Source organism: Bradyrhizobium sp. HKCCYLS3077 (assembly GCF_051167555.1).
GTDB lineage: Bacteria > Pseudomonadota > Alphaproteobacteria > Rhizobiales > Xanthobacteraceae > Bradyrhizobium.
In genome coordinates this window covers 327880-342047 of record NZ_JBNPTH010000002.1, presented here as the reverse complement: position 1 = coordinate 342047, position 14168 = coordinate 327880, and the positions used below count along the sequence as shown (strand labels likewise).

At 65.7% G+C, this 14168-nt stretch carries 14 protein-coding genes; 8 read left to right on the top strand and 6 right to left on the bottom strand.

Going from position 1 to position 14168, the window contains the following annotated elements; genetic code table 11:
- Nucleotides 1-44 precede the first annotated feature (44 nt).
- Genes ACQR0Z_RS07565 through ACQR0Z_RS07555 form a run of 3 tightly spaced genes read left to right on the top strand, consistent with a single transcriptional unit; the run spans nucleotide 45 to nucleotide 2288 of the window.
- On the top strand, nucleotides 45-596 hold the full coding sequence (locus ACQR0Z_RS07565; RefSeq protein ID WP_434860681.1) for an Mpo1-like protein: 552 nt from the start codon (nucleotides 45-47) through the stop codon (nucleotides 594-596).
- Entirely contained in the window at nucleotides 597-1622 is a 1026-nt protein-coding gene (locus ACQR0Z_RS07560; protein ID WP_434876626.1) for an NAD-dependent epimerase/dehydratase family protein, read from the top strand.
- A gap of 42 nt (nucleotides 1623-1664) precedes the next feature.
- A complete protein-coding gene (locus ACQR0Z_RS07555; RefSeq protein ID WP_434860679.1) occupies nucleotides 1665-2288 on the top strand; it encodes a methyltransferase family protein in 624 nt (207 codons plus the stop codon).
- Between the two features lie 295 nt (nucleotides 2289-2583).
- Here the strand turns inward: ACQR0Z_RS07555 and ACQR0Z_RS07550 are convergent, their stop codons facing one another.
- Both ACQR0Z_RS07550 and ACQR0Z_RS07545 read right to left on the bottom strand, forming a co-directional pair.
- A complete protein-coding gene (locus ACQR0Z_RS07550; protein ID WP_434876628.1) occupies nucleotides 2584-3618 on the bottom strand; it encodes an alpha/beta fold hydrolase in 1035 nt (344 codons plus the stop codon).
- 117 nt (nucleotides 3619-3735) lie between these two features.
- The gene (locus tag ACQR0Z_RS07545; RefSeq protein ID WP_434876629.1) at nucleotides 3736-4473 is read right to left on the bottom strand and encodes a hypothetical protein; all 738 of its coding nucleotides are present in this window, start codon (nucleotides 4471-4473) and stop codon (nucleotides 3736-3738) included.
- 289 nt (nucleotides 4474-4762) lie between these two features.
- Here ACQR0Z_RS07545 and ACQR0Z_RS07540 point away from each other — a divergent pair, with 289 nt between their 5' ends.
- The gene (locus tag ACQR0Z_RS07540) at nucleotides 4763-5683 is read left to right on the top strand and encodes an ABC transporter ATP-binding protein (RefSeq protein WP_434876630.1); all 921 of its coding nucleotides are present in this window, start codon (nucleotides 4763-4765) and stop codon (nucleotides 5681-5683) included.
- The gene (locus ACQR0Z_RS07535; RefSeq protein ID WP_434876631.1) at nucleotides 5680-6441 is read left to right on the top strand and encodes an ABC transporter permease; all 762 of its coding nucleotides are present in this window, start codon (nucleotides 5680-5682) and stop codon (nucleotides 6439-6441) included. Before ACQR0Z_RS07540 ends, ACQR0Z_RS07535 begins: the two co-directional genes overlap by 4 nt.
- A 30-nt stretch (nucleotides 6442-6471) precedes the next feature.
- Here the strand turns inward: ACQR0Z_RS07535 and ACQR0Z_RS07530 are convergent, their stop codons facing one another.
- Nucleotides 6472-6822, bottom strand: a complete 351-nt coding sequence (locus ACQR0Z_RS07530; RefSeq protein WP_434876632.1) for a hypothetical protein — start codon at nucleotides 6820-6822, stop codon at nucleotides 6472-6474.
- A 321-nt stretch (nucleotides 6823-7143) separates the two neighbouring features.
- Between ACQR0Z_RS07530 and ACQR0Z_RS07525 the strand changes: the two genes are divergently transcribed.
- Nucleotides 7144-7956 (top strand): L,D-transpeptidase, encoded by an 813-nt coding sequence (locus ACQR0Z_RS07525; RefSeq protein ID WP_434918214.1) that lies wholly within the window; start codon nucleotides 7144-7146, stop codon nucleotides 7954-7956.
- A gap of 108 nt (nucleotides 7957-8064) precedes the next feature.
- Here ACQR0Z_RS07525 and ACQR0Z_RS07520 read toward each other — a convergent pair whose 3' ends face one another.
- The 3 genes from ACQR0Z_RS07520 to ACQR0Z_RS07510 are packed head-to-tail and all read right to left on the bottom strand — an operon-like array spanning nucleotide 8065 to nucleotide 11571.
- Nucleotides 8065-9090, bottom strand: coding sequence for an ABC transporter permease (locus tag ACQR0Z_RS07520; protein ID WP_434918213.1), 1026 nt, complete (start codon nucleotides 9088-9090; stop codon nucleotides 8065-8067).
- An 11-nt stretch (nucleotides 9091-9101) separates the two neighbouring features.
- Nucleotides 9102-10604, bottom strand: a complete 1503-nt coding sequence (locus tag ACQR0Z_RS07515) for a sugar ABC transporter ATP-binding protein (protein WP_434918212.1) — start codon at nucleotides 10602-10604, stop codon at nucleotides 9102-9104.
- Between the two features lie 13 nt (nucleotides 10605-10617).
- On the bottom strand, nucleotides 10618-11571 hold the full coding sequence (locus ACQR0Z_RS07510) for a sugar-binding protein (RefSeq protein ID WP_434918211.1): 954 nt from the start codon (nucleotides 11569-11571) through the stop codon (nucleotides 10618-10620).
- Nucleotides 11572-12175: 604 nt separating this feature from the next.
- Here ACQR0Z_RS07510 and ACQR0Z_RS07505 point away from each other — a divergent pair.
- The gene (locus tag ACQR0Z_RS07505) at nucleotides 12176-12430 is read left to right on the top strand and encodes an acyl carrier protein (RefSeq protein WP_434876636.1); all 255 of its coding nucleotides are present in this window, start codon (nucleotides 12176-12178) and stop codon (nucleotides 12428-12430) included.
- 20 nt (nucleotides 12431-12450) lie between these two features.
- Complete coding sequence (locus ACQR0Z_RS07500) at nucleotides 12451-14163, top strand: fatty acyl-AMP ligase (protein ID WP_434918210.1); 1713 nt, start codon at nucleotides 12451-12453, stop codon at nucleotides 14161-14163.
- Nucleotides 14164-14168: the final 5 nt, after the last annotated feature.

Sequence of the window (14168 nt, the reverse complement as noted above, 5' to 3'; positions counted from 1 at the left end):
CGCCGATTGAGCGGTCGTCGATCTCATCGACGAGCGAGCCTGTCATGAATGCCATGTTCCGACGCCAGATGATCGACTACGTCGAATATCATCGCGATCCGCGCAACGGCATGATGCATGTGCTCGGAATCATCCTGCTGTTCCTCGGCGCGGTGCTGCCGCTGAGCTTGTGGCATTTCGACGCGTTCGGCGTCCGGGTCGGCCTCGGCGCCGTCCTCGTGCTGCCGGTCCTGGTCTATTGGCTGCTGCTCGATGCCGCGCTCGGAGCAGGCATCCTCGCCTTTGCGGTGCTGTTCCTTGCTGCGGCCATGATGATTACAGATCACGTCCATGGTTTGGCCCTGTGGGCCCTGTTTGCCGCGCTCATCATCTTCGGCTTCGTCTCGCAGGCGGTCGGCCACAAGCTGTTCGAGCGCAATAATCCGTCTCTGCTGGATCATCCGGCGCATCTCTTTCTCGGACCGATGTTCGTGATGGCGAAATTGTACATGGCGCTGGGCTTCCGGCCCTCGGTGGCCGATCTCATCGCGCCGGACTGGTCCCAGGATCGGCTCGCATCGGACCGGCTTCAAGGTGATCAACGCTCGCGTCCCTAAATGAAAGTCCTCGTCACCGGCGGCAGCGGTTTCATCGGACATCACCTGGTCGCCGCACTGGCGGCGCGGGGCGCCGAGGTGCGTGTGCTCGACGTGCGCAGCCCGACGCATCTGATCGCCGAGGCGGAGTACATCGAGGGCTCGGTGCTCGACTCCGCGACCGTCGGCAAGGCGATGGCCGGCGTCGATCAGGTCTATCATCTGGCGGGGCTGCCGGGCATGTGGATGCCGGACCGCGAGGATTTCTATCGCGTTAACTGCCTCGGCACGGAAACGGTGCTGGCGGCCGCGCGCAGCGCGCGGGTGCGCCGCTTCCTGCACTGCTCGACCGAATCCATCCTGTTCGACTATCCCGGCTCGATCGGTGCCGCGTCGGCGCCGGCGGCGCCGCCGGCCGAGGCGATGCCGGGCGCCTATACACGCTCCAAGGCGCTGGCCGAGGCGCGCGCCATGGCGGCGGCGGCGGAGGGCTTTCCGGTCGTTGTGGGCACACCGACCATGCCGATCGGTCCGCATGACAGCAACCTGACACCGCCCTCGGCGATGCTGCGGCACTTCCTCGACAGCAAGGTGCAGCTCTATCTCGATTTCATCGTCAATCTGGTCGATGTCCGCGACGTCGCGGCCGGTCTGATCCTGGCGATGGAGCGCGGCAAGCTCGGCGAGCGCTACGTGTTCGGCGGCGAGAGCCTGCGCCTCAGCCAGATCCTGGAGCTGATGGCGGTGATCAGCGGCCGCAAGCATGTGGCGATCGCAGTGCCCGGCGGCTTCGCCGAACTGTCCGCGGGCATGTTGGAGTTCATCTCCGACCGCCTGACCAAGCGCTGCCCCTCGGGCACCGCGGAAGGCGTGCGGATTGCCCGCTCGGCCTCGGATCTGTCGATCGACAAGGCCAAGCGCGAGCTCGGCTATGCGCCCCGCCCGATCGAGCCGACCTTGCGCGAGACCATCGACTTCCTGCTCGGCACCGAGCAGGGCAAGCGGCTCGACGAGAAACAACACCCTTTCCGCACCGCGGCAGAATAGCTAAGAGCGGTCCGTCCCTTCGTTCATAACGGTTCCAGAGTCATGTCCGCTGATGCCAGCCCCGTCTCATCGTTTGCGTTCAGCGGATGGACCACCACCTGGCCCACGTCCCTGCTCGCAATCATCTGGCTGATCTGGCTGGCCAGCTGGGTCGGGGCCTCGTTGTGGTCCGGGCAGACGCGCAAGCACGTCTCCGTCGTCAAGACCAGCCGCTATCACGCGCTGATCGTGCTCGGCGGTATCCTGTTCACGCCGTGGACCTCGCGCCTCCTCGGCGAGACGCCGTTCTGGCGCCCCGGCGAGACCGGCGTGTACCTGCTGACGGTCGTGACCCTGGCCGGCATCGCCTTCACCTGGTGGGCGCGCATCCATCTCGGCCGGTTCTGGTCGAACGCGATCACCCACAAGGAAGGCCACAAGGTGATCGACACCGGTCCCTACGGCATGGTGCGCCACCCGATCTATACCGGCCTGATCCTCGGCATGATCGCCACGGGCATCGCGGTGGGCACGGTGACCGCCGTGCTCGGCGCCATCCTGATCTCGCTCGGCATGGCCTGGAAGGCCAAGATGGAAGAGGTGTTCCTGGCCCAGGAGCTGGGACCGGATTACGTCACCTACAGCCGTCGCGTGCCGATGATCATCCCGTTCCTGCCGGCGGGCTGAGTTCGCGGCGGGGCCCAGAGATCAATGCGATTTCGTGGAAACGCATCATAATCTCATCGCCAGCGTGCCTATCACCAAGACCGGCGCCGCGATCTCAGTCACCCTCCCCTGGAGGGGGAGGGTCGATCGCGCGCGAAGCGGGCGAGCGGGGTGGGGTGAAGCTGCGGACACCGGTGCAGGCGGAGAGATCACCCCACCCCGGCTCACATTACGCTGCGCTCCATGTGAGCCGACCCTCCCCCTCCAGGGGAGGGTGACAGCGGGGCTGACCGCCTATCCCTACTATGGACTAAGACTAGCGCCGGACGGCGGCTTCCGCCGGCGGTGACGGCTGGTTGGCGGCCTGCGGCAGCAGATGGCGCGGCAGGATGATGCGCTGGCCGGGCACCAGCGGCTGGGCAGCAAGCCCGCGGTTGGACTGCTGGAGCGCCCATAGCGGAATCCGATTATTGGCGGCGATCTGGTCTAGGGTTTCGCCCGGCCGCACCGCCACAGCGGTGCCGCTGTCCCACAGCTCCACCGAGGTCTTGGGCGGCACCAAGTAGCGCAGCGGGACCGGATCGGCGTCGGCGGTGGCCGACGTCTGCGACAGCTGGCTGATCATCGCCACCAACTGGGCATGCACATCCTCCATCTTGTCGATGTTGATGTGCGTGACCTCGTCATGGTCCTTCATGTCGAAGCTGGCGTAATGGCCGCGAAAGCCCGGTTCCGGCTTGACGTCGCCGCCGCCGAGAATGTTGTCGGACAGGAACAGGTTGATGAAGCGCTGCACGTTCGGCGGCACGCTCTTGGTCGCATGCGCGGGGTCGACCGTGACGACCAGGGCGACCGGGATGTTCTGCTCCTGCAGCGAGATCGCGATGCGGACACCGCACAGCCCGCCCATCGAATGGCCGATCAGCACGATCGGCGCCTGCTCCTCGCGGTACTTCTTGGCCACCTGCAGCGCGATCAGGTCGCACAGCGTGAATTCGTAGACGCTGGCCCAGAAGCCGGCCTTCTCGATCTTTTCGGCCAGACGGTCCATGCCGGTCGAGAACAGCGGGCCGAGCGCGCCGCGAAACAGATAGACCCGCGGCGGCGGCAGCGTCTGGGCCGGCTCGGCCGGACGTTCCGGCGCGGCGGCGGGACGGATAGCGGCTTGGGTGGGTGCCGTCGCAGCCTTGGCGGACTTGCTGGGGCTGGTCGCGGTGACCGCTCCCGCCTTGGCAGTCGCCGGTGCAGTCGTCACGACGAGCCCCGCAACCAGCAGTCCGGAGAGTCCGCGCCAAGCCACAGCCTGGGCTGTGTGGCGGAAACCTCTCGCGATTCGCGCCAAACGGGTCATTCGCGCTCCCGGAAAAGCTCAAAGCTCGGATCAGGCAGGACAATGTCCCCCCTGCCATACCGCTTGTCGTCGCCGAATGGGAGCATTTTGGGGCGCCGCTCGCGCCCCTCCGGGTGACTACCGGTATCCGGTGGCGCTGGCGGCGCGCTGCGGAGCCGCCATGCGGGTCGGCGGGCCGGCCGGCTGCCGCCCCTTGCCGCCGAACACCACCGAATCGATCGCGCCGATCACCTTCTGCTGCATGATCTGGTTCTTCTCGATCGTGATGTGACCGACACCCGGAACCGCAGTCCCGACGTCGACATTCTCGAGCTTGCCGTGGAAGCCGTCGTCGCGGCGGACCGGCTCGCCGTTACCATTGGCGATGTAGAAGTTGATGTAGCGCTCGGCATTGCCGCCGACGAGCTTGGTTTTGAACACCGAATCGAGGCCGATCGCGAGCTTCACGGGGACGCCGAGCTGGCCGAGCTTGTTGATCATATCCGGCAGCGCCGTCGCGCCCGAGGAATGGCCGACCAGGATGATGGTCTTGATCCGGCCGGCGCGGTAAGCGGCGGCCGCCTCGTCGGCCAGCGACGACCAAGACACGAAATTGGCGACCGTGTTCGGGATGCCCTGCGAATCGAGCTTGGCGGCGATGTCGTCGAGCCCGAGCGAGAAGATGTTGAGCACGCCGCGCAGCAGATAGACGTGGGTCGTGCTGGCCGCAGCCGCGGCCGCCGGGGCTGGCGCCGCGCGGACCGTGCCGGTCCCCAGCGGCAGCACCAGCGCCACGGCCAGGGCGGCCATGCCCAGCCAGCGCGCCGGGAGGCTGCGGCTGACGATCGAATGAATGGTGCTGGCTCGTGGCGTCATCGGGCCTTCTCCGCGGCGGAAATGTCGAGACGGCGCGAACCGTACCCAAGATGCTCGCGGACGCAACATGGTGCGACATCGCGGGCAGCGTTCCTCACACGGACGTGGCTGCACGGCAACACTCGGCTGAGATCGTCACGGAAAAGCCCAACAAGCGACACGATCGGCGGGGGCCTTGTCGATTGCGGGATGGCCCGCCCGTTCCTATCTGTGCGCTTCGCTCGCCGCGCGGCCGTTTCCGCACAGGCCTCCTCCCCGCGTCGACTCACCAGGCACGAATCTCCCCGCAATGGCCCCCGTCATTTCCGTTTCCGGCCTGTCGAAAACCTATCCGTCCGGCTTCACCTCGCTGAACAACGTCAATCTCGCAATCGAACGTGGCGAGATCTTCGCGCTGCTCGGCCCCAACGGCGCCGGCAAGACGACGCTGATCAGCATCATCTGCGGCATCGTCAATGCCTCCACGGGCAAGGTCGCGGTGGGCGGCCATGACATCAACGGAGCTTATCGCGCCGCGCGGTCGCTGATCGGGCTGGTGCCGCAGGAGCTGCACACCGATTCGTTCGAGAGCGTGTGGGCGACCGTCAGCTTCAGCCGCGGCCTGTTCGGCAAGCCGAAGAACCCGGCCCTGATCGAGAAGATCCTGAAAGACCTGTCGCTGTGGGACAAGAAGGACGCCAAGATCATCACCCTGTCCGGCGGCATGAAGCGCCGCGTGATGATCGCGAAGGCGCTGTCGCACGAGCCGCAGGTGCTGTTCCTGGACGAGCCGACCGCAGGCGTCGACGTCGAGCTGCGCAAGGGCATGTGGGACGTCGTGCGCGAACTCAAAGCGGCAGGCGTCACCATCATCCTGACCACGCACTACATCGAGGAAGCCGAGGAGATGGCCGACCGGGTCGGCGTCATCAACAAGGGCGAGATCATCCTGGTCGAGGACAAGGCCAAGCTGATGGCCAAGCTCGGCCGCAAGCGGCTGAGCCTGCATCTGCAGCAGCGGATCGAGGCCGTCCCGGAGACGCTCGCGCCCTATCGCCTCGCGCTGTCGGATGACGGCTGGCGGCTTTCCTACGACTACGACACCAAGGGCGAGCGCACCGGCATCACCAGCCTGCTCGGCGATCTCCGCGCCGCCGGCATCCGCTTCGTCGATCTCGAGACCAAGCAATCGTCCCTGGAGGACATCTTCGTGAGCCTGGTGCAGCAATGAACTTCCGAGCCGTCGCGGCAATCTACCAGTTCGAAATGGCGCGCACCTGGCGCACGATCTTTCAGAGCATCGTCTCGCCGGTGGTCTCGACGTCGCTGTATTTCGTCGTGTTTGGCGCGGCGATCGGCTCGCGCATCAGCCAGGTCGAGGGCGTCAGCTACGGCACCTTCATCGTGCCCGGTCTGATCATGCTGTCGGTGCTGACCCAGAGCATCTCGAACGCCTCGTTCGGCATCTACTTCCCCAAATTCATCGGCACCATCTACGAGATCCTGTCGGCGCCGATCTCGCATTTCGAAATCGTGCTGGGCTATGTCGGGGCGGCCGCGACCAAATCGATCCTTCTCGGCCTGATCATCCTCGCCACGGCGGCGCTGTTCGTGCCGCTGCACATCCAGCATCCGATCTGGATGCTGTCGTTCCTCGTTCTCACTGCCGTCACTTTCAGCCTGTTCGGCTTCATCATCGGCATCTGGGCCGACGGCTTCGAGAAGCTGCAGATGATTCCGATGCTGGTGGTGACGCCGCTGACGTTTCTCGGCGGCAGCTTCTACTCCGTCGACATGCTGCCGCCCGCCTGGCACGCGGTCGCGCTGTTGAACCCCGTCGTCTATCTGATCTCGGGCTTCCGCTGGAGCTTCTACGAGATCGCCGACGTCCGGGTGGAGATCAGCGTCGCCATGACGCTGGTGTTTCTCGCGATCTGCCTGGCCATCGTCATGTGGATCTTCAAGACCGGCTACCGGCTCAAGCGCTGAGCCGGCCGCAGGGGAATGCCACGCCAGGGATCAGCGATAGCAGTGGAAGTGACCCATGCCGTCGCGATAGCCGCGGCAGCGATAATGCCGGTGATAATAAGGCCGATGCGGGATGCCGAGCACACCTTCCACGGCGCCGACGGCCCCACCGACGCCGGCGCCCACGGCGCCTCCCACCACGCCCCCGACCGGTCCGGCGATACGGTTGCCTTCGTAGGCGCCTTCATGGGCGCCGCGAATGATGCCCTGGGCGTGAGCAAATTGCGGCAGCGCCAGCCAGGCGAGCGCCAGGACGAGCAGAGCGAGGGCGGCGAGCAGATAGGTCAGCCGTTGCGGCGCGCGGTCGTCAAGCACCGCGGTCTTGGCTTTCATCGTCAGCATTTTCAATCCTGGGAACCGCATGAGGGAATCCATGAAACGCGGATGCGGCCAAAAAGTTGCGCGCCCGTGGTGAACCGCCGCGATTAGAGGACTACTAAACAGGGGCTGCCGGTTCGCTGACCGGTCGCGAAAATGTCAGCTCCGATGAACGGCGCCGAGCCTATGCCTCGTCGGCTTCCGCCATTAAGGTTGAGGCGGCCCGCGGCTGGAACAATGCTGGGTTTTCCGACATAGTGTGCGCTGGCGAAATGAACCGCGGCGATGTCGAGATTCAGGAGACGTCCAGTCGAACGTCCAGAGGCCCGGAGGCCAGAGGGTTAGATGCGTACCACTTTACTTGCACTTGCCGGCCTGATGCTGCTGTCCGGCACACCGGCACTGGCGAAGATCGACATCACCGTCGACAAGAACAACCAGATCATGACCGTCGCGGTCGACGGCGTCGAACGCTACCGCTGGCCGGTCTCGAGCGGCATTCCCTCGCGCGAGACGCCGAACGGCACCTTCCGGGCGTTCCGCATGGAAGCCGACCATTATTCGAAGGAATTCGACGACGCGCCGATGCCGAACTCGATCTTCTTCACCAAGGCCGGCCATGCCATTCACGGCACGGACTCCGAAGGCCGGCTCGGCACGCCCGCCTCGCATGGCTGCGTCCGACTGTCGAAGGCCAACGCCGCAACGCTCTATGCGCTTGTACAGAAGGACGGCGTCCTCAACACGACGGTGACCCTGACCGGGTCGGCCGAGGTCGCGATGGCGCGCAATCCGCGCCGCGGCACCGCCGTCGCCCGCCGCGATGTCCAGCCGCAATATGACGACAATGGCGAGCCGGTGGTGCTGACGCCGCAGCCGCAGCTGTTGCCAGGACGGCAGCAGGCCGCCGTGCCGCAGCAGCGCATGGATGACGGCTACATCTACCCGGCCGACGGCAGCGACAATGGCGTGCGCTATCCGGCGCCGCGCGGCACCAGCCGCCAGGTTTACGGCACGCAGGTCTACGGCGCGCAAACCTATCCGCAGCAGCAGCCGCAGTATTATTACGACAACGGCAATCCGAGCTACGCGCAGCCGCGCTACTACCAGCCGCGTCAGTATTATCAGCCACGCGGTTACTACACCTATCAGGACTGATCTGGTCCGCCACCTGAATTGATTGCCGCAGCCGGACGCGCTCTGCCGCTTCCGGCTGCATGTCGTTTCTCGCCCATGTTCGTGTCAGGCCGCCAAAGTCCGGCGCACCTACTCGGCGTTTGCGCGCTCGAGCGTGGCCGGCGCGGCTTCAGCACTCGCCTGCCCGCGCGCCGCGGGCGCCCGCTTGCGGCGCTGCACGAGATATTGATCGGCGAGCACGCCGATCAGGATCACCGTGCCCATCACGGCGAAGTTCAGCGAACTCGGAATGCCCAGCAGGTTGACCAGGTTCTGCAGCACCTGCAGCAGGATCGTGCCGAGCACGACGCCGATGATCGAGCCCTCGCCGCCACGCAGCGAGCAGCCGCCGAGCACGGCCGCGGCGATCGCATAGAGCTCGTAGAACGAGCCGTGGACCGCCGGCGAGATCGAACGGGTGTACATCGCGATCAGCACCGCGGCGAGCGCGGTCAGCCCGCCGCAGATCACATAGGCGGCGATGGTGACGCGGTCCGAGCGGATGCCCGAATAGCGCGCCGCCTCCTCGTTCTTGCCGACCGCGTAGAAATAGCGGCCATAGACCGAGCGGTGCAGCACCACCCAGGCGATGCCGGCGACGATCGCCAGCGCCACGACGCTGTGCGGCAGCGGGAAGCCGAGCACGTTGGTGCGGCCGGCGGCGAGCCATTCCAGGGTCGGGAAGCTCGCGCCATAACCGAAGCCGGCGGTGGCGTCCTCGGTGTAATAGCGCGCGGCACCGCGGTAGATCAGCAGCCCGCACAGGGTCACGACGAAGGGCTGGATCCGCATCTTGGTCACCAGCGTGCCATGGATCATGCCGATCGCGAGGCCGCCGGCGAGGATGATCAGCAGCGCGGCGATCCAGTCGATGTCGCGGTTGACGATCAGGTCGATGAACAGCACGCCGAGCAGCGCGATCACCGATCCCACCGCGAGCTCGATGCCGCCGACGATGATGACGAAGGCCTCCGCGATCGAGAAGATGCCGAACATCCCGACCTGATTGGCGGTGTTGGAGAGATTGCCGACCAGGAGGAAGCGCGGATTGATGAAGGCCACGACCGCGCCGACCACCAGGATCAGGACCAGCAGGCTGAGATCTTTCTTCTGCACGGACGCCTCGCTCAGATGGTGTGGCCGACGGCGAGTTGCAGCACGTTGTGCTCGCTGAACGCGCTGCGCGCCAGGAAACCGGAAATTCTGCCTTCATGCATGACGGCGATGCGGTCGCTGACGCCGACCACCTCTTCCATGTCGCTCGAGATCATCAGGATCGCGACGCCGGCATCGGCCAGCCGCCGCAGCATGTCGTAGATCTCCTGCTTGGCGCCGACATCGATGCCGCGGGTCGGCTCGTCGAAGATCAGCACCTTCGGCCGCATCGACAGCCATTTGGCGAGCACGACCTTCTGCTGGTTGCCGCCGGACAAGGTGCCGACCTGCATCCTGACGTCGGGCGCCCGAATCTTGAGGCGTTCGCGCTGGCGGTCGGCGTTGTCGGTTTCCCGCGACCGATCCACCAATCCAAGGCTGGCGTAGGAGGCGAGGTCCGGCAGCGAGATGTTCTCGGCGATGGGAAAGTCGAGCAGCAGGCCGCAGCCCTTGCGGTCCTCCGGGATGAGATAGATACCGCGGTCGATCGCCGCGCGCGGCGTCGAGATGCGGACGGGCTCGCCGTCGAGACTGATGCCGCCCGCCAGCAAGGGCTCGACACCGAAGATCGCGCGCGCGAGCTCGGTGCGTCCGGAGCCGACAAGCCCGGCGAGACCGAGAATCTCCCCGCGCCGCAACTGCAGGCTCACGGCCTGTCGCGGATAGGTTGACGTGACGGCATTGACGACGTCGAGCACGGTGGCGCCGGGCGGCGCGGCCGGCGGCACGTAGAGCGACCGCAGGTCGCGGCCGATCATCAGCCGGATCATCGCGGCCGGATTGAGTTCGCCGCGCGTCAGCGTTCCGACCGTGCGGCCGTCGCGCAGCACGACGGCACGATCCGCGCATTGCACCACCTCGTTCAGGCGATGGGTGATGAAGATGACGCTGACGCCATCGGCCTTCAGGCCGGCGATGACCTGCATCAGCCGCTCGGTCTCCGACAAAGTGAGGCTCGAGGTCGGCTCGTCCATGATGACGCAGCGCGCGTTGAGCGACAGCGCCTTGATGATCTCGACCAATTGGCGCTGCGCCAGCGACAGCTCCGCAAGCGGCGTGTCCGGCGCAAAATCGGCCGCGAGCCGCTCAATCAGCGGCCGCACCTTGGCGCGTAGCGTAGCGCGGTCGATCAGCCGCAACGGCCCGCCAAAGACCGGCTCGCGGCCGATGAAGACGTTGCCTGCGACATCGAGATTGTCGAACAGGTTCAGTTCCTGGTGCACGAAGGCGATGCCGGACGCGATCGCATCCGTCACGGTGTAGCTGGTCCGATCGACGCCATCGATGCGGATCGTGCCGCTGCTCGGCGCAACCACGCCGCCGAGCACGCGCATCAGCGTGGACTTGCCGGCGCCGTTCTCGCCGAGCAAGGCGATCACCTCACCGGGGGCGACCGAGAGGCTGACGTGGTCGAGGGCGACCACGCCAGGATAGGTCTTGCCGATGTTGATCAGTTCGAGGAAGGGCCCGGACACGCCGGCCGCCGCGCTACTTTTTCAGCATCTGCTTCATCTGCGCCATGAAGTCGTCGACGTTGGACTTGTCGATGACCTTGCCGGGCACGATGATGATGCCGTTGGCGGGAACGCCGGACTTGTCGCCCTGCACGACCTTCGCCATCAGCTTCATGCCCTGATAGCCCCACTCATAGGGCTGCTGCACGACGGTACCCTCGATGGCGCCGTCCTTCACGCCGCCGAGCGTGATCGGATCCTCGTCGAAGCCGATGATCTTGATCTTGCCGAGCTTGCCGGCCTCCTTCAGCACCTCGTAGATGCGCGGCGTGTTGTAGGAGTAGAAGCCGACGAGGCAGCTGACGTCCGGCATCGCCGCCAGGATGTCCTCGACATTGCGCTTGGCACGGGTCTGGTCGATCTCGTCGCCGCGCACGTCGACCAGCTCGACCTTCGAGCCCTTGATCGTCTCCTTGACGCCCTCGATGCGCTCGCGCGCATTGTCGGCGCCCAGCAGGCCGACGAAGCCGACGCACTTGCCGCCGTTCGGCAGCGCCTTCAGCATCATCCTGCCGGCATCCTTGCCGAGCTCGGTGTTGGAGGAGCCGATATAGGCGATGCGCTTCGACTGCGGCGCATCGCTGTCGGTGGTGAAGAGCACCGTCTGCCCGGCAATCTTGTTGAGGTGCTCGGTCTGATTCTTGGGATCGACGGCGCTGACCATGATGCCGGCGGCGCCGGCCGCGACGAGATCATCCAGCATGCGCTGTTGCACGGCGGCCGCGGCCTGCTCCGGATATTTGAGCTGCAGATTGTAGTCGGGAAGCTCGCCCTGCGCCTTCTTCACGCCGGCCTCGGCGATCTTCCAGAAGTCGGATGCGCCGTTGACTACGAAGGCCAGAACCTTCTTGTCCGCCGCTCCCGCCGAACCCACACCGAGCGCCACCGCCAACAAAGCCGACGCGCCGGCCATCCAAAGACGCTTCATCGAACCCCTCCCATGTCAGCCGGCCTGCTTGATGCGACCGGTGTTTTGGTACTTACGAGTCTATCGCTTGCCCATATCACTTGCCCGAGACGATGCCGGCTCGGACAGGACGGCAATTTGCCGTTCGGACGCTGCCCGCATCAAAAGGCCGACGATAGGCCTCAATGAGGGGCGCACCTCAGGTAGCATGGTGATGACCGGCACGCAACAGATGTCAGAGTCAATCAGGGAATTCCATGTTCTGCGCTGCAAAATTGAGGAGCGATGACAGCATCGGCAAAAAGGCCAGCGGCAGCACAATGGCTTCGGTCCGCTCGGTCGAGGCGCGCACCTCTTTTCGTCGTCGAGATGGACGGGAGACCGGTTCAAGCGCGCAACGCCCAGCTACGCACGTGCTACCGAAGCCCAACCGCCTTTGAGATCGAGTTCCTTCGCGGCGTTTCCGGCTGTTCGAACAACTCACGACAAAGGCTTGCGATGCCGTGACCTTTCGGCCGCACCTTGCGGAGGTTGGAGACCGTGCCGGGCTGGCCAAATTGACTCGCCGCATCGGCTTCGTATTGTGGCCGCATATGTCCCGATTTTTCACACAAAGGCCTCTTGGATGACGCGTGAACAGATTTCGGAATTTTGCGTCGCTTCGCTCGCCAAGACCCTCCGGCTTCCCCCCGATCGCATCGACACGACGAGCAAGTTCAGCCGGCTCGGGCTGGATTCGGCGATGGTCGTCTACGTCATGATGGAGCTTGAAGAGAAGCTCGGCATCGAGTTGTCGATGGACGACTTCTACGACTATCCGACCATCGACGAGCTGTCGCGCCAACTGGCGGGACGCACCGCGGCCCGGCCCGCCGCATAGGCGCCGGCACGGCACGAGCGATGGACGCTTTCAGTTCGCTCGCCGCGCTGCTAGAGGCCCGCGCGCATGCGCAACCCGACGACCGGGCGTATCTTTTCCTCAACGACCGCGGCGCCGAGGAAGCAGGCCTCACCTTCGGTGAACTCCACGCCAAGGCCCGCAGGCTGGCGGCGCGGCTCGCCGACCAGGCGCAGCCCGGCGACCGCGCGCTCTTGGTGTTTCCGCCGGGCCTCGAATTTTTCGTGGCGTTCTTTGGCTGCCTGATCGCAGGACTCATCGCCGTTCCCATGATGATGCCGCGGCGGTTGGGCGCGCGCGATGCGAGCGGCGCGATCATCGCCGATTGTGCGCCGACGCTGGCCCTGAGCAGTGCCGCTTTCGCGCTGCGCGGCGATCTGCAGGACCGCTTCGCCCGCGATGGCCTGCGCTGGCTGGCCGTCGATCTTGCGGCGGCGGATGATGCCGTCGCCGTGCCGGCGCATCGCATCGAGACCGAGGACATCGCCTTCCTGCAATACACCTCCGGCTCAACGTCGCAGCCGAAGGGCGTCGCGGTGAGCCACGCCAATTTGCTGGCCAATTCCGAGATGATCCGGCTCGCGCTCGGCAACACCAGCCAATCGACCTACGTCAATTGGGTGCCGCTCTATCACGACATGGGACTGATACTGAACGCGCTGCAGACGCTCTATGTCGGCGCGCTGTGCGTGCTGATGGCGCCGAACGCGTTCACCCAGCGGCCGTTGAACTGGCTGCGCGCGATCGGGCGTTACGGCGCGGAAGTCGCCTGCGGTCCCAATTTCGGCTACGACCTCTGTGTCGCGCGCTACCGCGCCGAGCAGATGCAGGACGTGGATCTCTCGGGCTGGAAGGTGGCGCTGAACGGCGCCGAGCCGGTGCGCGCCGAGACGCTGCGTCGCTTCGCCGAGACCTTCGCTGCGCATGGCTTCGCGCCGGGCACCCTTTACCCGGCCTATGGCATGGCCGAGGCGACGCTGCTCATCTCTGGTGGACGCAGAGGCGCAGGGGCGGTGCTCCGCGACGTCAGCCATCGCGCGCTGCAGGCACACCATGCGACAACACCGGCCGCGCCCGACGACGTCAGGACGATCGTCGGCTGCGGCCGCGCCCTATCAGGCGAGCGGATCGCAATCGTCGATCCGGAAACCCGCGCGAAGCTCGCACCTGACCAAGTCGGCGAAATCTGGGTGAACGGCCCGAACGTCGCCCGCTCCTACTGGCGCAATGCGGCGGCGACGAAAGCGGATCTCCGCGCGACCATCGACGGTGATCAAGACGGCGCGCTGTGGCTGCGGACCGGCGATCTCGGCTTTCTCGATGCCGATGGCGAGCTGTTCATCACCGGCCGCATCAAGGATCTCCTGATCATCAGGGGCGTCAATCACTACCCCCAGGACATCGAGGCCACCGTTCAGGCCACCGACCCGGCGCTGCGGCCGAACTGCGGCGCGGCGTTTTCGGTGCCGGATGAGGACAGCAGCGAAACGCTCGTTGTCGTTCAGGAGGTCGAGCGCACCGAGCGCAAGCGCATCGACATCGAGGAGCTTGCGGGCTTGATCCGCGAGCGCGTCACCGAGGCGCACGAGGTGTTCGCGCGGCATGTCGTGCTGATCCGCCCCGGGCAATTGCCGAAGACCACCAGCGGCAAGATCCAGCGGCGGCGCGCGCGTCAGCTGTGGCTCGACGGCGAGTTGCAGCCGCTCGATTCGTGACGGCG